The sequence below is a fragment of the Acinetobacter sp. V89_4 genome (assembly GCF_029967875.1).
GTDB classification, from domain to species: Bacteria; Pseudomonadota; Gammaproteobacteria; order Pseudomonadales; family Moraxellaceae; genus Acinetobacter; species Acinetobacter oleivorans.
Genome location: NZ_JASCAI010000028.1, coordinates 183,620 through 206,163, shown reverse-complemented (window position 1 = coordinate 206,163; position 22,544 = coordinate 183,620). Strand labels below are relative to the sequence as shown.

The window sequence follows — 22,544 nt, the reverse complement described above, 5'->3', positions numbered from 1 at the left end:
CTCCTTAAACAACTTCAGCTTTTTGATTAGATAAAACGCGTTCTGCAAACATTTCTGCAGTACGTGCAGCTGCCGCAGTCATAATGTCAAGGTTACCTGCATATTTCGGTAAATAATCACCTAGACCTTCTACTTCAAGAAACATAGAAACACGATTGCCATCAAATACAGGTCCATTCACGAGTTTGTAGCCCGGAACATATTTTTGGACTTCTTTGATCATGGCATTGACTGATTCCGTAATTGCAACTTGGTCAGGCTCTCCTTCAACTAAACAATGTACTGTGTCACGCATCATTAATGGTGGTTCAGCCGGGTTAATAATAATGATGGCTTTACCTTGTTTGGCACCACCAACTTTTTCAATTGCTCCAGCAGTTGTACGGGTAAATTCATCAATATTTTTACGCGTACCTGGGCCAACCGATTTAGTCGAAACCGTTGCAATGATTTCAGCATAGCTAACCGTTTGTACCCGTGAAATTGCCGCGACCATTGGAATAGTTGCTTGCCCACCACAGGTCACCATATTTACATTGGGTACTTCACCTGCATCTAATAAAGCTTCCAAATTCACTGGCGGCACACAAAATGGACCAATTGCCGCAGGAGTCAAATCAATCATTAACACCCCAAGCTCATTGAGCTTGCGACTGTTCTCTGCATGTACATATGCTGAAGTTGCATCAAAAGCAATTTTGATATCATCTTCAAGTACGTGAGATAATAAACCATCAACGCCTTCAGCCGTGGTTTTTAAACCCATTGTTGCAGCACGAGCTAAGCCTTCAGAAGTAGGATCAATTCCAACCATCCATACTGGCTCTAAAACTTCACTACGCTGCAATTTATACAGCAAATCTGTTCCAATATTTCCTGGACCAATTAAGGCACATTTTATCTTTTTCATTTCCTTATCCTTTATTCAGCAGCAAAGCATGCAACAACCGAATTGAAGCCTTCAATTTCAACTTTAAACTCATCCCCAGGATGAGCCACCACCATTGGACCCAATGCCCCAGTCAGGACAATATCTCCTGCTTGTAATGGACGTCCGCGTCTTACCATTTCATCAGCTAACCAAACTGCTGCATTCAATGGATTAGCTAAACAAGCTTTACCAACACCTTGCGAAACGACCTCATTACCACGAGTCATCGTCATTTTGCAGTTAACTAAATCAAGTTGATTAAGCTGTACTGGACGTGAGCCCAACACAAAAGCTGCACTTGATGCATTGTCAGCAACCGTGTCAATCAATGAGATTTTCCAGTTCTCAATGCGACTATCGACTATTTCAATAGCCGGTAAGGCATAGTCAGTTGCACTAATAATGTCTGCATATGTATGTCGGGCTTGGGTTAAATCCTTTTTGAGTACGAGCGCAATTTCAGCTTCAACTTTTGGCTGAATCAACTTACCCGCTGGAATGAGTTCACCATCGCCATATGCCATATCAGCAAATAACATCCCAAAGTCAGGTTGATCTACGCCAAGTTGGGCTTGTACCACTTTAGAAGTGAGGCCAATTTTTCGACCTACTAAACGGCGCCCTTCCGAGAGTGCACGTACAGTATTGATTTCCTGTACTGCATAAGCGATATCCATATTTGCCTGTTCACCACCGAGCTCAGTACGAATAGGAATAATCGCAGTTTGTGATAGTTCAGCTTGTCTTAAGGCAAAAGCAACTGAATCAACAACAGCAGAATTCGACATCAATATTTCCTTAAACTGCAAAATTGAACGTATACTGCGTTACTGAAGGTATAAAAACGGAATACGAAGTTCAGGCAAAGTTAGACACAACAAATCCCTTGTATTTTCCGAGACAGCTACCTACTGGAACGTGTACATAAAACGGTTTAAGAATGGAAAAATCCCCATCTAAATGCCAATACTTATTTTGTTTCATATAATAGTTTTTATTTATAATCAGGCCACAAATGCCTTTGAAGATTAATATTAAGTATCCATAATAATTTTATTAATCCATATTTTTTTAGAGATTAGAAAAATACTAATATTTTCAGTTTTCCAATTTTATATATATTACTCTAGATAATTTCACGTTTAGACATTATTAAAAATACTCAGGTAGTTCTTCATTTACCTACCTTAATTAATTTAAAAAAATAAATAAAAAATCGTTTTAACTACGCTTGAAAGTTTACAGATAACTTTCAAGCGTAGTTAATCAGACCATTATTGATAAGTTTAACTTAGAAAACTTTTTTTACAGACACTGTAAGTGTTGAGTCAATCGGATTTGAAATAGGTGCATCTGGCTCACCATTACTATACTTCTTATAGAACCCATTTTTATCCCAAGCTTTGGTATAGGCCAACCCCGTATTCCATCCATCGCCTAAATCCTTAATAAGCTCAACCTTAACATCCTGAAAATTAGCTTCCGAGAAATTTTTAATTCTTTCATAGCCATAATGGGCACCAAAAGTCCAAGTGTCATTGATAGGCTGTGTAAAAGTTAAATCCAGATATGTTGTTCCTCTTGAATTTTTACCCTCAGGGCCGCCCATCGTCTTGGAGTTATAACCTGCATAATCTGGCGTGTAGGTAATGAAATATTTAAGCGTTAAAGGTCCATAACCAATCTGAGGCACAATTTCGCCATAGTTATAACTGGTACTACCCGTTTCAGGCGTGCTTTCAGCTCCCGGATAATAGTAATAAAAAACCGACATCCCAATTGAAAATTTATCGATTGTTTTTAAATAACCTGTATAAAAATCCCATTCAACTGAAGCATCCCGAAGGTAGTTTGAGCTCACACTTGATGCCCAAGTCCCGACAAAAAAACCATTTGGATTAGCATAATCCAGTCCACCTTGCAAAGCAGGTTTACCCCATGTTTGTTGAAACCCACGTGAAATATATTGGCTAGCAAAAGTAACATTTGCGCTATATGGAGAAGTTTTTTCTTGTTCGTTTAATTGTTCAGCATGTACAACACAGGTAGACATAATGAGAGAGGCTGCGCCTAAAATTTTTCTCATCTATTAATTCCTTTTAAATATTACCTATAATCTTAAAGTTTTAAAATAACATGATAATTCAATTTAAAACGTATTAAAAAGTTATAAATTTAAATTTCTCGACACTTCTTCTTCGCTATAGATTTCTTCAATACAATCTAAAATTTTAGGAATATAAGAACTTTGGTCCATGTTTCGCATGGATAGAGAAATGGGACTATAAGCCTCTAAGTCTAAGATATTTAAATAAGTTAGATTCTTCATTCCAATATCACAGGCACTTTCTGGAATAATACAAATACCCTCACCTGATGCCACTAAACCAAGCGCCATGTGAATTTCTCGTACTTCGGTCAGCTTGGCGGGGATTAACCCTAACTTTGTAAATAAAGCTTGAATAGTGGTCGAAAAATTAGGCTTAGGTGTCGTTGGGTAAGAAAAAATCGTCTCATTGGTAATTTGAGATAGATAAATTCCTGAATCTTGAAATTCACTTAATGGATGCTTTTTATGAATCGCGAGTTTTAATTTTTCTTTGCGAAGTAAAAGCCTTTTAATCGCTGGGTCACTAATTGGTAACCGACCAAAACCTAAATCGATTTTACCTAACTTTAAAGCCTCAACCTGATCTCTTGTGCCACATTCAATAAGCTCGACATGAATGTCAGGATTTTTCTGCCTAAATAGATAAATGACCTGTGGTAAACGCCCATACAGAAGTGAACTGACATAGCCAACTTTCACAATGTTTTCGACCAACTTCATTTTTTTAGCCATCGAAGCAGCTTGAGCGGTATGCGTTAAAATTTGAACGGCATGTTGGTAAAAAAACAGCCCTGCTTCTGTCACTTTTAATGGACGCGATCCTTTCACAAACAAATCAATGCCTAATTCTTCTTCTAGTTTTTTGATTTGACGCGTGAGTGGTGGCTGGGCAATAAAAAGCTTCTCAGCCGCTTTTGTGAGACTTTGTTCTTCCACAACGGTAACAAAATAACGTAGATGTCTTAATTCCATTAATATACCTTTTTAGTATCTTAAAATACCGTTCTATATCTATTTTAGGCTATTACATTCTTCTATGGTATGTAAACAAGTTCGTAATAGTTGAAACTTCATGTATAGAACCATAGAAACCATACTTGTGGATATTCCAACTATCCGTCCTCACCAGTTGTCTGTGACTACAATGCGTACTCAGACTTTGGTGCTCGTTAAAATTACGACCACGGATGGTATTGTAGGTTGGGGTGAAGCGACCACCATTGGTGGACTGAACTATGGTGAAGAAAGTCCTGAAAGTGTCAAAGCCAATATTGATACTTACTTTGCACCATTACTCGCATCAGTTAAAGATTTAAATGTGGCTCAAACACTAAAACTGATTCGTAAGAATATTAATGGTAACCGTTTTGCGAAATGTGCCATTCAGACAGCCCTACTTGATATTCAGGCAAAACGTTTAGGCGTGCCATTAAGTGAGGTTTTGGGTGGCCGTCTGCGTAATAGTTTACCTGTACTTTGGACGCTCGCGTCTGGTGACACTGAAAAAGATATTGCTGAAGCTCGAAAAATGATTGAGTTGAAACGTCATAACACGTTCAAACTCAAAATCGGTGCACGCCATTTGCAACTCGATGTTGATCATGTGATTGCAATTAAAAAAGCACTAGGTGCAGATATTAGTGTACGTGTTGACGTAAATCGTGCATGGTCAGAGCTGGAATGTATTCAAGGCATTCAACAACTGCAAGATGGCGGGATTGATTTAATTGAACAGCCTTGTGCTATTCAAAATATTGAAGCACTTGCGCGTTTAACACGCCGTTTTGATGTCGCAATCATGGCTGACGAAGCTTTAACTGGTCCTGACAGCGCGTACCGTATTGCAAAAAGTCACGGTGCAGATGTATTTGCGGTGAAGATTGAACAATCAGGCGGTCTGATGGAGGCATGCGAAGTTGCCAAGATTGCAGGTTTGGCTGGAATCGATCTTTATGGCGGCACTATGCTTGAAGGCCCTGTAGGTAGCATTGCTTCTGCTCATGCGTTTGCCACCTTTGAAACATTAGCGTTTGGTACTGAATTATTTGGTCCATTATTACTTACCGAAGAAATTTTGAAAGAACCGCTACGTTACGAAAACTTTGAATTGCACTTGCCAACGGCTCCAGGCTTAGGCATTGAAATTGATGAAGATAAAGTCGAGAAGTTACGTCGTTAAGGCAACAGGATAAGGAGTTTCCCATGTTATTTCATGTACGTATGGATGTGCATATTCCACTTGACATGCCAGCCGACAAAGCAAATGAAATTAAGGCCGTTGAAAAAGCCTATTCGCAAGACTTACAACGTCAAGGTAAATGGCGTCATATCTGGCGAATTACAGGCCAGTACTCAAACATCAGTATTTTTGATGTCGAGAGCAATGAAGAGTTGCACAATATTTTACAGGGATTACCTCTCTATCCTTACATGAACATCGAAGTGATGGCACTTAACCGTCATCCTTCATCTGTTCGTGATGATGATTCGTAAACCAAAAGAATTTTTTAAATGTGATCTCTGAAGTCCATTTAAAAACCAAGCAGATTATTCAGAAGGTAACAAGGAACGTGGCGGCACTTATTCGCTAGCAAAACAAAATGCCCGCAGCGCTGCCACCCAAAACCGTATTGCATACTTAAGGAGTTTTAGTATGAACCGTCAACAAATTGATGCGCTTGTAAAACAAATGAATGTCGACACTGCTAAAGGTGAAGTCGATGCACGTGTTCAACAAATTGTTGTGCGCCTTCTCGGGGATTTATTTCAAGCCATTGAAGATTTAGACATCCAACCTTCAGAAGTATGGAAAGGTTTGGAATATTTCACAGACGCAGGTCAAGCAAACGAACTTGGTCTTTTGGCAGCTGGTTTAGGTTTAGAGCACTATCTTGATTTACGTGCTGATGAAGCTGATGCAAAAGCTGGCGTTACAGGTGGCACACCACGTACCATCGAAGGCCCACTTTATGTCGCTGGCGCGCCTGAATCTGTTGGTTTTGCGCGTATGGATGATGGTACAGAATCTGGCAAAATCGATACCTTAATTATTGAAGGTACTGTGACCGATACTGATGGCAATATCATTGAAAATGCTAAAGTTGAAGTATGGCATGCTAACAGTTTGGGTAACTACTCATTCTTTGATAAGTCTCAATCGGACTTCAACTTACGCCGTAGTATTTTAACTGATGCTGATGGTAAATATGTTGCATTAACCACAATGCCAGTGGGTTATGGTTGCCCACCAGAAGGTACAACTCAGGCCCTTCTTAACAAGTTAGGCCGTCATGGTAACCGTCCATCTCACGTTCACTATTTCGTTTCTGCACCAGGTTTCCGCAAGCTTACAACTCAATTCAACATTGAAGGTGATGAGTACTTATGGGACGACTTTGCCTTCGCAACTCGTGATGGCTTAGTGGCAACAGCAGTTGATGTAACTGACCCAGCTGAAATCCAACGCCGTGGTTTAGATCACGCTTTCAAGCACATCACATTTAACATCGAACTTGTTAAAGATGCCGCTGCGGCTCCTTCAACTGAAGTTGAACGTCGTCGCGCTAGCGCTTAATTGAAAGTGTATGTGAGTTAAAAGTTCGCTTTTGACTCACAAAATTTATTCCATTTATTACTACCATTAAGAATTTAAATAAATTTTTAGCGTTAGTAATAACATTACGTTACCTCATGCTCTAAGGTTTCTCACATGATTGACAAAAGTAAGTCCTCTCTTAGCGAGGTACTATCGCAGATTAAAGATGGTGCAACCATTCTGATTGGTGGTTTTGGTACCGCAGGACAACCCGCTGAACTCATTGATGGACTGATTGAACTCGGTATTAAAGATTTAACGATTGTCAGCAATAACGCTGGTAATGGCGATTATGGTCTGGCGAAACTGCTTAAAGCTGGTTCGGTTAAAAAAGTGATCTGTTCTTTCCCACGCCAATCAGACTCTTATGTGTTTGATGAGCTGTACCGTGCCGGAAAAGTCGAGCTTGAAGTGGTGCCGCAAGGTAATCTGGCATGTCGTATTCAAGCTGCTGGTATGGGACTTGGTGCTGTGTTTACCCCAACGGGCTTTGGAACACTTTTAGCAGAAGGTAAAGAAACCCGTGAAATTGATGGTAAAGACTACGTACTCGAATATCCGATTAAAGCTGACTTTGCCTTGATTAAAGCTTACAAAGGCGACCGTTGGGGCAATCTGGTTTACCGTAAATCTGCACGTAACTTTGGCCCGATTATGGCTATGGCTGCTGATGTCACGATTGTTCAGGTTTCTGAGGTGGTTGAGCTAGGTGGCCTAGATCCAGAACACATCATCACCCCAGGTATTTTTGTACAGCACGTTGTTCAAGTACAGCCCGCACAGTAAGCAATAAGGAGAAATAACATGAGCTACCAGAAACTCAGCCGTGACCAGATTGCAAAACGTGTGGCACAAGATATTCCAGATGGTGCCTATGTGAACTTGGGTATTGGTTTACCGACTAAGATTGCAAGCTACTTACCTAACGACAAAGATATTTTTCTTCATTCTGAAAATGGCCTGTTGGCATTTGGCCCACCGCCAGCGGCAGGTGAAGAAGACCCAGAACTGATTAATGCGGGTAAAGAGTTTGTAACCATGCTTGAAGGCGGCAGCTTTTTCCATCATGGTGACTCATTTGCGATGATGCGTGGTGGACACCTTGATATTGCCGTGCTTGGCGCATTTCAGGTTGCAGCGAATGGTGACTTGGCGAACTGGCACACGGGTGCACCGGATGCGATTCCTGCGGTAGGTGGTGCGATGGATTTGGCTGTAGGTGCTAAAAAAGTATTTATCACCACAGACCATGTGACCAAGCAAGGTGAGCCAAAGATTGTAGCTGAGCTGAGCTATCCGGTTACGGGTAAACACTGCGTTGACCGTATTTACACCGATCTTTGTGTGATTGATGTGACTAAAGATGGTTTAAAGGTGATTGAGAAAGTGGAAGGTCTTAGCTTTGATGAGTTACAGGCTTTGACTGGTGCAACTTTGACTGATGCGACTCAAAGGTAAGGTTTGCATAGCAAAAATCTATTACAGCATTCTGTATCGTGACAGGCGACATGGATGGCGCCCGTTGGACAGGGAGGCAAGGAAGCCTCCTCTGTTCAACACAGGTTTTTGTTACTTTTGACCTTTCAAAAGTAAGGTATCGCTTATGCAACAGACCTACGGATATCACAGTAGATTACAGCCGTGATGTTATCCGTTGATATGAAAATTTGTAAATCATCACAACGGGGTCTTATCTGTTTAAGTCAAATGCCACCAGTTAATTCGTGTCACTTTTTTAAAAAAGTAACCAAAAACCTTTGTTACTCAGACACAACATCCCAGTTGTGCTGAGTAACGAGGCGACGTCCATGTCGCCACCACGAAATACTTACGGAGAATGGCTAAAAAGGCCTGAAGTAAAGGACGAAAGTTAGAATGAAAAACGCTTATATCATCGATGCCATCCGTACTCCATTTGGCCGTTATGCCGGTGGCCTTGCACCTGTCCGTGCCGATGACCTTGGTGCTGTGCCGATTAAAGCGCTCATGCAGCGTAATCCGAATGTAGATTGGGAACAGGTCGATGATGTGATCTATGGCTGTGCTAACCAAGCCGGTGAAGATAACCGTAACGTCGGTCGTATGTCAGCACTGCTTGCTGGTTTGCCGTACCAGGTGCCAGCAACCACCATTAACCGTTTGTGTGGTTCTTCACTCGATGCCATTGCCATTGCTGCCCGCGCCATTAAAGCAGGTGAAGCAAACTTGGTGATTGCAGGTGGTGTAGAAAGCATGAGCCGTGCTCCTTATGTGATGGGTAAGTCTGACAGTGCTTTTGGCCGTAGCCAGAAGATTGAAGACACCACCATGGGCTGGCGTTTCATTAACCCTAAACTTAAAGAATTGTATGGTGTAGACACCATGCCCCAGACTGCCGAAAACGTCGCTGAACAGTTCAACGTTAATCGTGCAGATCAGGACCAGTTTGCCTTGGTGAGCCAACAACGCACCGCAAGCGCGCAAGCCAAAGGCTTTTTTTCTAAAGAAATCGTGGCAGTTGAAATCCCTCAGCGTAAGGGCGATGCTGTTGTGATTGATACCGATGAGCACCCACGTGCATCAACTACACTTGAAGCTTTAAGCAAACTTAAACCTGTGGTTAAAGCAGATGGTTCTGTGACTGCAGGTAATGCTTCAGGTATTAACGATGGTGCAGCGGCACTACTGATTGCTTCTGATGAGGCAGTTAAGGCCTATAACTTAAAACCGCGTGCCAAGATCATTGCTTCAACAGCAGTGGGTGTAGAACCACGCATTATGGGTTTTGCTCCGGCACCAGCCATTAAAAAATTACTTAAACAAGCCAACCTGACTTTAGAGCAGATGGAAGTGATTGAGCTTAACGAAGCTTTTGCTGCACAAGCTTTGGCCGTGACTCGTGATTTAGGTTTGCCAGACGATTCTGACAAGGTAAATCCAAACGGTGGTGCAATTGCTTTGGGTCATCCACTTGGTGCGTCAGGTGCACGCTTAGTGACTACAGCCCTAAACCAGCTTGAACAGACAGGCGGTCGTTATGCTTTGTGTTCAATGTGTATTGGTGTAGGTCAAGGCATTGCTTTGATTATTGAACGTGTTGAAGCACTTTAAGGAGAAACAAATGCCATCTTTTCAATCTGCCGATGCACAAATTAACTATCAAACTTTTGGCGAGCCATCTTCCCCTGCTCTGGTATTTTCCAATTCTTTGGGCACTAACTATGGCATGTGGCAAAAACAGTTTAATGAGTTAAAAGATCAATTTTTTGTCATCTGCTATGACACACGTGGCCACGGTTCATCATCTACGCCTGAAGGTCCTTACACTGTAAAGCAATTAGGTGAAGATGTTGTCCGTTTACTAGATCATCTGAATGTTAGCAAAGCTGCTTTTTGTGGTATTTCTATGGGTGGTTTAACTGGTCAATGGCTGGCAATTCACTACCCTGACCGTTTTAGTCATGTCATTGTTGCAAATACTGCCGCTAAAATTGGACAAGAACAAGCATGGCTTGACCGTGCAAAATTAGTACGTGAGCAAGGTTTACAACCAATCGCCGCTACAGCAGCTTCGCGATGGTTTACAGATCCCTTTATCCAAAGTCATCCTTCAATCGTCAACAACCTGTGTAACGACTTAAGTGCTGGCAGCGCAATGGGTTATGCCAATTGTTGTGAGGCTTTGGCTAAAGCGGATGTCCGTGAGCAGTTAAAAGACATCAAAATTCCGGTATTAGTCGTTGCTGGAACTCAAGACCCAGTAACTACTGTTGCAGATGGTGAATTTATGCAGCAACGCATTCCACAATCAAAACTTGCAGAAATAGATGCCTCTCATATTTCCAATGTAGAACAGCCAGAAGCTTTTAATAAAATCCTAAAAGATTTTTTATTAGGTTAGTTCTAATGATTCAAAAATGGCCTATAAAGGCCATTTTTTTATCTTGTAACTTTTAAACTTAATACCGAATCATGACCGATTTTAATTCGGTGTAATCCTCAATAAATGCATCTGAAAACTCTCTGCCAATTCCTGAAGCTTTTACCCCGCCAAATGGAACAGATGGATCTAAGAACGTATGCATATTGACCCACAAGGTCCCTGCTTCAATTTTAGGAATTAAACGTAAAGCTTTAGATAAGTCATTTGTCCAAATACTTGCGGTTAAACCAAAACGAGACTGATTCATGAGCTGAATAAGTTCTTCGTCAGTGTCGAACGGCATTACACCGACTACCGGACCAAAAGTTTCCTCAGAAAATAAAGGATCATCTGTATTTTTAAAGGAAATTAAAGTCGGCTGTACAAAATACCCTATCTGATCTAGAGCCTTACCCCCTGCAATAATCTGGTTATTGGCTTTAGCCATATCTAAATAATGTTTCACTTTATTAAAATGTGGCTGATTAGAGAGTGGACCAAACATACTTCCTTCATCCATAGCCGATCCAATTTTAAACTGCGAAAGTGCTCTAGAGAGTTTCTCGACTAGTTCATCATATTTTGTATGGTGTACAAAAAACCGCTCTGGCGATGCACAAACTTGACCTTGATGTACAAAAGTTGCTTGGAGCAAAGTCGGTAAAATCTCATCAATATTTGCATCAGCCAAGACGGCTATAGCATTTTTACCGCCCAACTCTAGACTTACCCGAGTTAAATCACTGCTCATCGCAAGTTTACCAATCGCAATACCTGTGGGCACTGAACCTGTAAAAGAGACTTTCTTAACCAGCGATGATTCAATTAAATATTGTCCTGTCTCCCCCTTACCCGTAACCACATTAATTACACCCGCTGGAATACCTGCCTCAATGGCAAGTTCAGCTAAACGTAATAAAGATAAGCTGGCAAACTCACTTGGTTTAAGCACAATGGTACAGCCAGTTGTTAAAGCTGAGCCGATTTTCCAAACACCAATCATCAGCGAAAAATTCCAAGGCACAATCCCTGCAACCACACCAATCGGTTGTCTTAAAGTAAAGGCCGTATATTTCTCACCTTGCATAGAAGGAATAGAGGGTTGCATGGTTTGACCATTAATTTTAGTTGCCCAACCCGCAAAATATCTTAAGAAAATAACAGATTGTGCGACTTCAAGATGTCTTGAAATATTGATAAGTTTTCCAGTAGACAACGACTCGAGCTGTGCAAGCTCTTCACCATATTGCTCAATTAAATCTGCTAGCTTGGTCAGTTTAACGCCACGTTCATACGGCGTAGTTTCAGCCCAAGCATTTTGAAAAGCATGTTCAGCACTTTTCACCGCATTTTCGACATCGTGTTGACTACCAATACTAATTTGAGCAACAACTTGTTCAGTCGATGGATTTACAATATCCACTTTGTCTAAATGCTCGGCAGCAACTAACTTTCCATCAATAAAGTGTCCATGTTGACGTGCCATAAATTGCTGTACGCTTTGTAAAATCTGAACTTCACTCATTTTATTTCTCTCAATTCATTTAAAAAGATCTATTAATAGATGTATTGCAGAATCAACTGCGCATATACATTGGTCTTGTCATCGTAGTTTTGAGTACCACCACTATGGATATCGTGTTTTGGTTTATAGAGTCCCACTAAAGGAATAACATTGAATTTTTTATTAACCGACCAGACCGAAAAAACATCCAGCTCATGTCCGTCTACATTAGTTAAAGACTTATTTACTGTTTTGAACTTATAGGCCAAAGCACCCAACATAAAATTTTCTTTTAAGTTCATCATGTAAGAAACTTGATGAATATCTGCATTTTTATTAAATGGACCAGCATAGTTTCCGGCAACTTCGCCCTGAAACCATGTACCAAAGCCGACTGTATTTCCATAAAACATAGGGTCGTATTGGTCTGAAAAATGACTAAAACGGTAACCGAATGAAGGCGTATATTTTGAAGATAAAAAGTTATAGTTCAGCGCTAAGTAGCCAGCATTTTCGTGGCTATCTTTTTTATCTTGAACTACAAACTCAGTTTTAACTTGCAGCTCTGGCAAAGGTTGATAATTCAAGCGTAAAGCATAATTTTTAAGGTCTTGTCGTCCTGAAACCTGTTCAGCATCTTCAAGGTCTAATACATTTAAATAGGTAAACCCAACGCCCTTATCTTTAAGCTGATACATCAGATCAGTCACAAACAATTCTGGTGAAAATTGTGCTTTATTGTTTGACTTTAAATAAGCCAGCTTTAGCGTTGTATTCTCTTGCGGTTTGTATTGAAGCAAACTTGTAAAATCAAAGCTTCGACGAGCTGCCAGATAATATGCTCCGCCCCGATCTAGTGTACCGTCCGCAGGCGCTTTACCGAGATTTAATGCATCACCCGCAATGAAGAACCCGTCACCAATCATGATATTTTGTCGACCCATACTTAAATCATAGGTCGTTAACTCATCTTTATTGCTGCCGTCTTTAAAACCAATGATCCATTCATTCACATCTGTTTTACGTTCTTTGCCATTACTATTTTGGCCTGCGTCACCATCATCAAATGTTGCCGAGCTAATACCGCTCAAGCTTGCATAGAGCTGATTGTTTTTAAAGGTGTATTGTCCTTTCGCACCATATTTAAGGTGGCCTTCTTGCCAATTGATTCTTTCATCCTCTAGGTTTTCGCCGTTATAGCTTTTACCGCTACTAAAAGCCCCAAAAGTTGCTTCAAAAGTCGGTTTAATTTCAATTTCACCAGCATGCACAGTTGAAAAAAATGAGACAAAGAGAGTCCCTCTCACAACCTGAGAAAATAAATTTTTCATTGAGAAATTCCTTTTTTGCGAACGGCCTAACCGTGCTCAAGTGTGGGTAACCGATTCGTTACCCACTCTAGATCATGCACCCGTTTAGTGATGGTCGTGCTGTGTGTTTTGCTCGTCTTCACCCAAGTTTAAAGTCGGGGTACTGTCAAAGAAGTTCCAAGGTTTGATGAGTGTATTTACCCATTCTGTTGGCATGATTGGCCACTCTTCAGCACGTGCCACATGGGTTGTTCCTGTTGTCATCCACACTACAAGGTCTTTATTTTCAATATTTTCATTGTTGCCAATGAATTGTCCTAACCCTGTATCATGAGTTGAACGGTTTGAATATTTCCCTTCTGGATAGCGTTCGTCTGGGTTGTACTGAGTCACCCAAATTTGCTTATCCATAAAGTTCAAACGTTTAAATAACCATTCATCTTTAGAGAAATTGGCTCCTTTTGCCACAGGGTGTGTTCCACCTGCAAACGGAATGAGTTGGTAAGAAACCGGATTGCCTAATTTATTTTCCTTGTTGAAATTCGTGAGTAAGCGAATAGTGGATGGATCAAATTTTTCAGCCGCATTTTGCTCATTCGTAATGACTTTACTGTCAATTTGCATTGAGCTTGTACGAACACCACCTTTGTCATTGGCTTTCACCACAGGGTCCATATGCATAAAGCTGTTGTTTTCCCCATCTACATCCATGTCTAAGCGGAAGTTATAGATGTGCTGATGCGTTGTACCCACAATATTATGGTCAATTAAAGTTCCATATTTGGTGTCTTCTTTGGCGGTACTGTCATGCATGGTGCGTGATTTAACGCCTTTAACAGCTTCAATACCCGTTGCACCCGCATTAATCCCAATTACACCATTTTGGGCAAATACCCAGTCAAACATGTAATCGTAGTTTCCAACCGTACTAATCCAGCGCACAACAAGTTCACGGCGGGCTTCACTGGCATCTTGATTACCAAAAATTTCGTGATGTTTATATTCAGGCCCAGCATAACGTTCAAACACGGCAATGGCATTTGGAATCACTTGTGGCTGGCCTTTATAGTCTGCAATCACGGCATCAAGTAAAACAGCGTTGTCGGGTGCATCAGTTCCCGGAAGAATAGATGAGGTAAGTGTTCCCATACCATATTCGCCAGAGTCCAAATAAGATTTGAAGTACCAACCAATATCAGGGTCGCCATATGGAACTACCATTCCCCCCAAGTTCCCTTCATACATGACTTTACGCTTCACACCTTTATCTTTATAGGTCACGGTTGAAAGTTGTAAGCCAACACGAGAATCTAACGCCACATGCAAACACCAGTTCCCCCAATGTATGGTTTGGCCAGTAATGCTAAAGTTTTTGCCCTCAGGTTCAGTAATATTAAGTGGTTTTAGCTTACTTGCTACGGGCTTATTCGACATATAAGGTCGATTTGCCATTGGCACAGGAATGATTGCGCCTTCTTCAATCTTGATAATTTTTTCTTTATCTAAATCGACTACAGCAACTAAATTTTCAATTGGATGCGCCCAGTAGTTACCATCCCCTACATCGAGATAAGCAACAACTTTTAATATATTGAGTTGTTTATCAAGCCCATCTTTACCGCCAAAATATCCAACAGTTAGCGGTGTAGCAATCACTTTCTTCACATCGGTAATGCCGCGTTTGCGTAAAGCTTCCTGATATTCTTTACTCGTTTCAATTACACGCTGTACGGCTTCAAAATTATCGAGTAACACCATTCCATGAGTGTCTTTCAGTACATTCCATTTGGTGACTTGTTGAGTGTTAAGATTCACTTCACCTTCAATCGCTTGACTCCCCTTTAATAAAATAAATGAGGCAATACGATCTTCTTTAAATTCTTTGTGATTAATAAAGTAATCCCAAACTTTTGCTTTTTCAGGCTCTTTAAGTTTTAACTCTGCAAAACGCATATTTTTATAGGCATATTTTGAGCGGTTAATCACATCAAATGTCTTTTTAATTTCATCGGAATTTAAGCTATTGAGCGGGTGAAACGTATTTTCAATTTTGAAAGTTTGATCTAACCCAGACTGGAATACTTCATTAAAGAAATCTTTTCCAATAACAGGCTTACCATCTTTAATTAGTAAAGGCACGCTGAGCTTGAAAGGTTTGCCGTTCACCAAAACCTGATCTGAATTGGGTTTAGCTCGAACCACCATAGAACCTTTGGTGATCATATAAGTATTGGTAAAATCGTCTTTAACAACTTTAGCACCTTGCTCACTCATGTTCTGATAAAGTGAGACCATTTCGGCATGTCCACCATGAGCAAACGCTTGAGTATTGATTCCCCAAAAGCTTGCAGCGATTGATAAGTTAAGTGCCAGTATTTTTTGTATGTCATTCAATAATCGTTGTTTACGCATTGGTTTCATCCTTTTCATCTATCCCTGAACTATCTGAATCAGACAGTTAAAATGCACTTTCCTGTGAGTGAAATTAATTAGATTAACTTAATAGTTTTATGATTATTAAGCTTATCTAGCCTGCTCTAATGAATTTAATTTCAACACAGTTACATAGGACTAGCTTGTTCAAGAATGACGTCGAACTTGTCTAAAAATGACATTGAGAGATGAAAGTTTTAAACCGAGATACCCTCTCTAAATTCTTTAGGAGAAATACCATAAGTCTTTTTAAAGATTTTTGAGAAATGAGCGCCGTCCCAAAAACCCCATTTCAAGGCAACTTGGGTAATTGAGCTTTGTTTATTTCTTTTATCAAGCAAATCTGCTTTGACTTTTTCTAGGCGTTTGAGCTGTATATACTTGTTAATAGATAAATTTTCTTGCAGAAACAGCCGATAGAGATGACGTAGCGACACCCCAATATGCTCTGCAATTAATTTAGGTGTTAAATCTGGTTTTGCTAAATTTTCTATAATATAACGCTCAGCTTTTTCCATAAGATTATTTGAGCTATTAATATTTTTATAATTAATTGTCGGTTTGATTAAGGCAATTAACGCATCTTCAAAAGCATTACCATCTTCGGTTGCATACCAAAGTTTGATGTTTTCAGCAGACATATTTTTCAAAATATTCTTGAGTAAAAAACCACTCATATTTTGCGTAATCAGTTTTCCAAAATATTCGGTACTAATATTTTCTTTAAGTAATTTTTCACGCGACAGATGGACTGAAATCTGACTTACCAAACCTTGCGGATACATCGAAATTGTTTCGACTGGGTCGACCAACACAATATCGCCTTCATTTAGGCTTAAGGTTTCATTTTTATACTCAAGCAGCATTTTTCCCGAATACTGCAAAATCAAAAAACAAAAACGATTATTCACTCGATCAATTTCATCGGCTTTTCGGACAATTTTATTGGCATTGTTTTTAATAAAAGCAATTTCGGTATCGCCCAATAAAAAGCACTGAACTTCACCAATGAATAAATTACGGGTTCCGTCAAAATCGGTTTCAAAATTGCCGCACACACTTTTAATATGGTGCGTCCATGTGAGTAATGCATCGCTTACATATTGGTTCATCCCTTACCTCTCTATACATGTGCAACCGCTCAAAATTTTGCATTTGTGGTGGTGCACTGTCTTGGCTTATTTACAATCATGTTTTATTGATAAACAAATTGTGTGCCAAAAATTCCTTATCCTTGGAATTGTTTTGATGATAGTCAGCTAGATGTAAAGAAGCTGATAAATCAATTCAATTTATCAGCTTAATGGGACTTATGCTACTCCTGCAAAATCTCGCAGCATGGTAATAAAAATATCCTTTTGTTCCTCAGAATACTTTTTAAACACCTCATTTTGATGGCTATCGGCAATATCAAACAAATACTGTGCTGTTTGTTTACCTTTCTCGGTCAATGCATACAAATTATCGTGATCAACCAATAACCCTTCAAATTTTAGAATTTCAGCCGACCGTTCAACTTCCTGCATTGGCATAGCAATATCACGCGGTAAATCTTCCTTACTTGAAGCAGTACCACTGGCTAAAACGAGTAAAAGACGTGATTCACTGGTACGAAAACCAGAAGCCATTTGCTTAGGGATATAGTCGGTTTGATACGCTTTAAAAGCACGACTCATCAAATAGCAAACATTATTATATAAATGCCCATAATGTGTTTGGTCTACGCCATTCTCTTCAGTTTGCTTAACTTGAAGGCTTGGATGCGGCATGACACAAGAATATGCACCCTGATGGTAAACTAGCGGGCTTCGGCCTTGGTCATGGAAACGAACCACTTTGCCAACAATAATCCAGTGGTCACCACCTTCAATCACTTGATAGCGTTCGCACTCAAACACAGCAGAACAATTTTCTAAGATTGGTGTACGTCCTGCACCAAGTTGAAAATTGGTGTCTGCAAATTTATCAATATTGCGTCTCGAAAACTTATTAGACAGCTCAATTTGGGTACCCGATAAAATATTGACTGCAAAATGTGTCGCTTCTTCAAATACTGAAAAACTTGAAGATTTTTTATCAATACTCCACAAAATAAGTGGTGGGTCTAGTGACACCGAGTTAAAACTATTTGCGGTTACACCGACTTTCTCACCTTGTGCATTTTGTGCAGTAATAATGGTAACGCCTGTTGCAAAATTTCCTAATGCTCGTCGGAACTGTAGTGGATCGACCGTAAACTCATCTATTTGTTGTAATACATTCATCATCTTTCTCCTAAACCTTCTCTTACATCCATATAAATCGCGAGAACATTAGATATCTAAAACTAATCTCGGTGTTTTAGAGCGCGAACAGCACACCAATATTTGTTCATTACTGGCTTTTTCTTCATCAGTAAAATAAACATCTCGATGATCAGGTTCACCTTCAATCACATCACACATGCAGGTTCCGCATACGCCTTGCTCGCAAGACATTTCAATGTCGATCCCTTCTTTAGCCAAAGCCTGCAAAATGGTTTCGCCAGCTTCAACCATAATGATTTTTCCGCTACGCTCAGCCACCACCTCAAATGAATCTCCAGATGTATCAGTTTCAACTTGGAAATATTCTTTGTGGATTTGCTGTTCAGGAAAATCGTGAGTCGTGGCAAGGTTAATCACCCAGTCCATGAAACCGACTGGACCACACGTGTAAATATGGCTTTCCGAGTCAATATCTTTAATGGCAGATTCAAAAAATGCTCTGTGGCTTGCACCTTCGGATTTAAAATGGAAGGTTGTGTATTTTGCTAACTCACCTTTTTTAATTTCATCAACAAAAGCGCAGTGTTCAGGGCTAGCACCACAGTAGTGAAGCTCAAATGATTCGCCTTCGTGTGCAAGTTGATATGCCATCGTGATTAACGGCGTAATTCCAATTCCACCGCCAATCAAGACACTGTGTTTAGCTTTTAAAAGTGGGAATAAGTTTTTTGGTTCACTGACCTGAATTTGCATCCCATCTTTAATTTCATCAAAAGCCGAGACTGAGCCACCACGTGATTCAGGGTCACGCAAAATTCCAAGCCGGAACTTACCTTCGTCATTTGGATTTTGACAAAGTGAATATTGGCGCACCATGCCATTCGGTAAGTGCACATCAATATGCGCACCCGCTTCAACTTTTGGCAATGTTGTAGAAGTTGCAGATTCAAATTCCATGACTGCAATATTTCCACCTTCCACATGGCGATTTTTAACGACAACATCATAAAGTGTAGTCATGATTTAACTCCCTTTTCATGCGTAGCCTATTGGCTTAACGCATGAATAAACCACCGTTAATATCCCATGTTGCACCAGTCACAAACCCCGCATTTGGACTTGCGAGCAACCCACAAGTTTCAGCAATAAAATGCATACTTCCTAAGGCTTTAACCGGAATATTTTGGATGAACTGTTCCATTTTTTCGTCAGACACCACACTATGAACGATTGGAGACTCCATCGGACCTGGTGCAACCGCATTGACCGTCACCCCTTTTGCTGCAAACTCTTTGGCAAAAATTTTGGTTAACGTCACAATGGCACCTTTGGTTGCCGCATAGTGTGCACCCGTTGCAGTACCGCCATTTTGTCCCGCTAAAGACGCCATATTAATGATGCGTCCATAACCTTTTTTAGCCATATATTGACCAATAATTTGACAAGCTTGAAAGGTGCCGCGTTGGTTGACTTGGGTCACCCAATCAAAATCGGCTGCGGTAATTTCAAGTACTGGCGTTGCTTTAGTGACGGTGGCATTGTTAATCAACACATCAAGTTTAGAAAATTTCTCTTCAATCCATTGCACCGCAGCATGAAAATCTGCTTCAACCGAAATATCTAATTTCAAGGGAAACATATTTTGTGCATATTGACTTTGTGCCTTGGCATTTTCGGCTTTTTCAAGCGTACTGGCTGACAAAATCACTTGATGGCCTTGGCTCGCAAAATATTCAGCAATCACATTACCGAGTCCAGAAGCAGCACCTGTCACTAAAACAACTTGTTTCATGTTACCGCTCCTAAAGAATGTAGCTAATACCAGCTAAGGTATCGGTTGAGTTAACCAAGTTAATGATTTTACGGTTAATCTTAAAGCCTGTAGCCGCATCACGAGTCAAATGGTAAGTAATATCAGCTGTGTAATGCTTGAGGTTTTCTTTACGGAACTCGCGCAAGTTTTGAGCACAACGCAAAACGATCTCATTATCTTGATCTTGAATAACACGTACACGAGAAACACTACGTACAGTATTGGCTTTAGGTGCTGTAGAAATTGCTTCACCATTTTCCAGACGCTCTACACGTAAAGTACGCATATGATTATCGTCATAGGCATAATTTAAGTTGTTTTCGTAGTCAGTGAGGTTTGGGTCAATCGGAATGATATAAACACCTTTTTCATTCCATAAATTGAGCCATTCACGGTATTCACTGTGGTCCAACATATCTGCTTCAGCCCAGATGAAAGCAGTGACTTCATTTAATAATTGCAGATTCATATTCATTGCTCTCTCCTTAAGCCGTCATCATCTTTTTCCACTGCTGATATGCTGCTCGCATACCTGTTTCAGCACTGACATCACTTTTTAAGCCATCTTCAGTTTTGACTTCGCCCGGTAAACCACGGTTAAGCATGATCCATAAATCATTACCAGCATTGGCGCCGTGTTGTACGCGTTCCCAAGCTTCAGAGTCATCTGGCGTACCAAAACCAAATGGGCCTTGAAAATGCTCATGCAAACGTAAGCGATATTGGTTGGCAATTTGTGGACCACCGTCCATGGTAATTACCGAGTGATGAATTTCTGTTTCAGCAACTGAAATTGGCTGTAACACACGGAAGAACGCCATCGAACATGCAATATTCGGGAATAAATTTAAGTTAAAGCCAGAACCACCGACTGCACGAACAATACGGCGTACTTCTAATTCTTCATGTCCTTCGTCACGCAAAGCTTGAGCCAAGTCTTCAAAACGCTCTTGAATTGGACGTTCCATGAGCTCTTCGTCTAAATCAACCAGTTCAGGAATCATCACCATGACACTGTGACCATTACCTAAATCTTCAACAAAGCCCGGTTGGTTCTCGAAGTTAAAGAGTTCTTCGGTTTTTTCATCGACAGAACTCAAGAATGACTTGTGTACCAACGGGAAGTGATATGCATCGGTGGTATTTTCAAGCTGGATTTTCCAGTTACCCGGGAAACGGAAACGGTGTTCACCCAACACTTTAATTGGATAACCCGCGCCCTGTTTCATAAACAGGTCAATCCATTTTTTCGCAGGCCCAAGGAACTCTTCAAGCGGTTGAATGTCTTCTTTAAATGAAGCGAAGATCATGCCGTTATATTCTTCTACCCGTAGACTCACCAGTGGTAATTCTGATTTATCTAAACAATCACCGTAGCTTTCCGGAGATGGCACACCACGTAAACTACCGTCAAGTGCATAACTCCAACCGTGGTACGGACATACAAAACTATTTGTTTTTCCCTTTTTATGTTCGCATACGGTTGCTGCACGGTGACGGCAACGGTTTAAAAGTACATGGACTTTCTTTTTACGGTCACGCACCACAACAACAGGCTGTTTACCGATGTTAATGGTTTTATAGCTTCCGCCTTCCGGAATTTCGCTGGCATGTGCAACCCACACCCAAGTGCTATAAAAGATTTTTTCCATTTCTTCATCAAAAATGCGTTCATCTTTATAAAGAGAAGTATGAGCACGGTCACTTTGAACCAAAGTATCGTAATCAGTGCCAATGTTATGCGTCGGGATAATACTGTTCATATCAATAGTCCTTTTAAATATGTCCTGGGTCATTCCTCGGAAGGTACCGGCAGTTCGGCTTCACTGTGCCAATGCGATACGGGACGACTGAAAATATTCTGTGTTTGGAAATGTTTAATTTTCCATGTTCCATCTGCTTGCTTTTGAAACTTCACATTGAGCTTTGCTGCATTTAAATGACTACGGCCATCTTGAAACGTTGAAGTCTGCAACATCAGCCATGAAGCTTTTGCATCATTTTGATTTACATAAATTTGTTCTGAATTTACAAAGTGTGCATTCATAACAAAGTGAGACTCTTTTTGGGTATAGCTTTTAAACATGTCGTAAATCGACTGCCAAGAATCATAACGACCAAAGGATTTGGCATATTTCTCGCCAATACCTTCCCAAATACAGTCCTGAACAAAAAGATTCATCAGCTCATCAAGGTCTGTATTTGCATTGAGCTCATCGCAGATTTCCATATAACGGTTCAGACAATTACGAATGGCGTTGTGCGCTTCTAACTGTTCTAGTCGCTCTATGATTTCTGCAAAATTCACTTTGTCATTCATTGCCATCGCCTTAACGTTGGATAATTAATTCGCGTCCAACACGAGCTTCAACTTTGCAATATTTCCAAAGTTTGTATGGCCCTTCACCCACCACGGTCGTTCTAAACAAGTTACAAGCCGCGTGTACTGTTTCAATATCTGGAACATCTGCAAGCAAGTACGTAGTCCAAGGCCAACCTGCACTTGGGCCAACCATGCTTTGGTCATCATCAAGATTTCCAAAAACATGTACGCCCGGTAAGTCATGAATGCCATTCCACATTTCACCAAATGCTGCCCAAACTGCTTTTGCTTCAGCAGGTTCTGCATCAAAAAAGTTTTGGTTAATACCCATGCAGAACAAAACGCGTAATGATTTTTTAGCTTCCATCTCAATATCCT

Annotated in this window: 22 protein-coding genes; 7 read left to right on the top strand and 15 right to left on the bottom strand. The window is 40.5% G+C overall.

Translation table 11 applies throughout. The features are described 5' to 3' along the window. Positions 1–4 precede the first annotated feature (4 nt). The 4 genes from QLG01_RS12625 to QLG01_RS12610 form a co-directional block, all read right to left on the bottom strand. Positions 5–910 (bottom strand): acetaldehyde dehydrogenase (acetylating), encoded by a 906-nt coding sequence (locus tag QLG01_RS12625; protein WP_005305798.1) that lies wholly within the window; start codon positions 908–910, stop codon positions 5–7. Between the two features lie 11 nt (positions 911–921). Then, positions 922–1,719 carry a fumarylacetoacetate hydrolase family protein gene (locus QLG01_RS12620; RefSeq protein ID WP_005305800.1) on the bottom strand — a complete coding sequence of 266 codons (798 nt, stop codon included), beginning with the start codon at positions 1,717–1,719 and terminating at the stop codon, positions 922–924. Between the two features lie 503 nt (positions 1,720–2,222). Beyond that, positions 2,223–3,017, bottom strand: coding sequence for a TorF family putative porin (locus QLG01_RS12615; protein WP_282496578.1), 795 nt, complete (start codon positions 3,015–3,017; stop codon positions 2,223–2,225). An 81-nt stretch (positions 3,018–3,098) separates the two neighbouring features. Beyond that, positions 3,099–4,013, bottom strand: coding sequence for a LysR family transcriptional regulator (locus tag QLG01_RS12610; protein WP_282496577.1), 915 nt, complete (start codon positions 4,011–4,013; stop codon positions 3,099–3,101). A gap of 100 nt (positions 4,014–4,113) precedes the next feature. Between QLG01_RS12610 and QLG01_RS12605 the strand changes: the two genes are divergently transcribed. From QLG01_RS12605 to pcaD, 7 genes are all read left to right on the top strand, one after another. Continuing rightward, positions 4,114–5,220 carry a muconate/chloromuconate family cycloisomerase gene (locus QLG01_RS12605; RefSeq protein WP_282496575.1) on the top strand — a complete coding sequence of 369 codons (1,107 nt, stop codon included), beginning with the start codon at positions 4,114–4,116 and terminating at the stop codon, positions 5,218–5,220. 23 nt (positions 5,221–5,243) lie between these two features. Then, positions 5,244–5,534 carry a muconolactone Delta-isomerase gene (gene catC / locus QLG01_RS12600; protein ID WP_000897236.1) on the top strand — a complete coding sequence of 97 codons (291 nt, stop codon included), beginning with the start codon at positions 5,244–5,246 and terminating at the stop codon, positions 5,532–5,534. A 160-nt stretch (positions 5,535–5,694) separates the two neighbouring features. After that, positions 5,695–6,615 (top strand): catechol 1,2-dioxygenase, encoded by a 921-nt coding sequence (gene catA, locus QLG01_RS12595; protein WP_019458831.1) that lies wholly within the window; start codon positions 5,695–5,697, stop codon positions 6,613–6,615. A 135-nt stretch (positions 6,616–6,750) separates the two neighbouring features. After that, positions 6,751–7,422 (top strand): 3-oxoacid CoA-transferase subunit A, encoded by a 672-nt coding sequence (locus QLG01_RS12590; protein WP_174745512.1) that lies wholly within the window; start codon positions 6,751–6,753, stop codon positions 7,420–7,422. A gap of 18 nt (positions 7,423–7,440) precedes the next feature. Next, entirely contained in the window at positions 7,441–8,094 is a 654-nt protein-coding gene (locus QLG01_RS12585) for a 3-oxoacid CoA-transferase subunit B (RefSeq protein WP_282496571.1), read from the top strand. Between the two features lie 417 nt (positions 8,095–8,511). Next, positions 8,512–9,726, top strand: coding sequence for a 3-oxoadipyl-CoA thiolase (pcaF, locus tag QLG01_RS12580; RefSeq protein WP_282496569.1), 1,215 nt, complete (start codon positions 8,512–8,514; stop codon positions 9,724–9,726). Between the two features lie 10 nt (positions 9,727–9,736). Next, entirely contained in the window at positions 9,737–10,516 is a 780-nt protein-coding gene (gene pcaD / locus QLG01_RS12575) for a 3-oxoadipate enol-lactonase (protein WP_192453909.1), read from the top strand. Positions 10,517–10,574: 58 nt separating this feature from the next. Here the strand turns inward: pcaD and QLG01_RS12570 are convergent, their stop codons facing one another. The 11 genes from QLG01_RS12570 to QLG01_RS12520 form a co-directional block, all read right to left on the bottom strand. Further along, on the bottom strand, positions 10,575–12,062 hold the full coding sequence (locus tag QLG01_RS12570; RefSeq protein ID WP_192453910.1) for an NAD-dependent phenylacetaldehyde dehydrogenase: 1,488 nt from the start codon (positions 12,060–12,062) through the stop codon (positions 10,575–10,577). Between the two features lie 32 nt (positions 12,063–12,094). After that, positions 12,095–13,312 (bottom strand): hypothetical protein, encoded by a 1,218-nt coding sequence (locus tag QLG01_RS12565; protein WP_282496913.1) that lies wholly within the window; start codon positions 13,310–13,312, stop codon positions 12,095–12,097. Positions 13,313–13,456: 144 nt separating this feature from the next. Next, a complete protein-coding gene (tynA, locus tag QLG01_RS12560) occupies positions 13,457–15,772 on the bottom strand; it encodes a primary-amine oxidase (RefSeq protein ID WP_282496568.1) in 2,316 nt (771 codons plus the stop codon). A gap of 209 nt (positions 15,773–15,981) precedes the next feature. Beyond that, the gene (gene feaR / locus QLG01_RS12555) at positions 15,982–16,896 is read right to left on the bottom strand and encodes a transcriptional regulator FeaR (RefSeq protein WP_013197694.1); all 915 of its coding nucleotides are present in this window, start codon (positions 16,894–16,896) and stop codon (positions 15,982–15,984) included. A gap of 198 nt (positions 16,897–17,094) precedes the next feature. Beyond that, positions 17,095–18,051, bottom strand: a complete 957-nt coding sequence (locus QLG01_RS12550) for a p-hydroxyphenylacetate 3-hydroxylase reductase component (protein WP_282496567.1) — start codon at positions 18,049–18,051, stop codon at positions 17,095–17,097. A 45-nt stretch (positions 18,052–18,096) separates the two neighbouring features. After that, on the bottom strand, positions 18,097–19,050 hold the full coding sequence (locus tag QLG01_RS12545; protein WP_282496566.1) for a PDR/VanB family oxidoreductase: 954 nt from the start codon (positions 19,048–19,050) through the stop codon (positions 18,097–18,099). Between the two features lie 34 nt (positions 19,051–19,084). After that, complete coding sequence (locus QLG01_RS12540; protein WP_049836819.1) at positions 19,085–19,822, bottom strand: SDR family oxidoreductase; 738 nt, start codon at positions 19,820–19,822, stop codon at positions 19,085–19,087. 10 nt (positions 19,823–19,832) lie between these two features. Further along, complete coding sequence (locus QLG01_RS12535; protein WP_004792056.1) at positions 19,833–20,318, bottom strand: aromatic-ring-hydroxylating dioxygenase subunit beta; 486 nt, start codon at positions 20,316–20,318, stop codon at positions 19,833–19,835. Between the two features lie 10 nt (positions 20,319–20,328). Beyond that, on the bottom strand, positions 20,329–21,606 hold the full coding sequence (locus QLG01_RS12530; RefSeq protein ID WP_013197690.1) for an aromatic ring-hydroxylating dioxygenase subunit alpha: 1,278 nt from the start codon (positions 21,604–21,606) through the stop codon (positions 20,329–20,331). Between the two features lie 29 nt (positions 21,607–21,635). Beyond that, a complete protein-coding gene (locus tag QLG01_RS12525; RefSeq protein WP_282496565.1) occupies positions 21,636–22,169 on the bottom strand; it encodes a nuclear transport factor 2 family protein in 534 nt (177 codons plus the stop codon). A gap of 4 nt (positions 22,170–22,173) precedes the next feature. Next, complete coding sequence (locus QLG01_RS12520) at positions 22,174–22,533, bottom strand: hypothetical protein (protein ID WP_000387554.1); 360 nt, start codon at positions 22,531–22,533, stop codon at positions 22,174–22,176. Between the last annotated feature and the right edge of the window lie 11 nt (positions 22,534–22,544).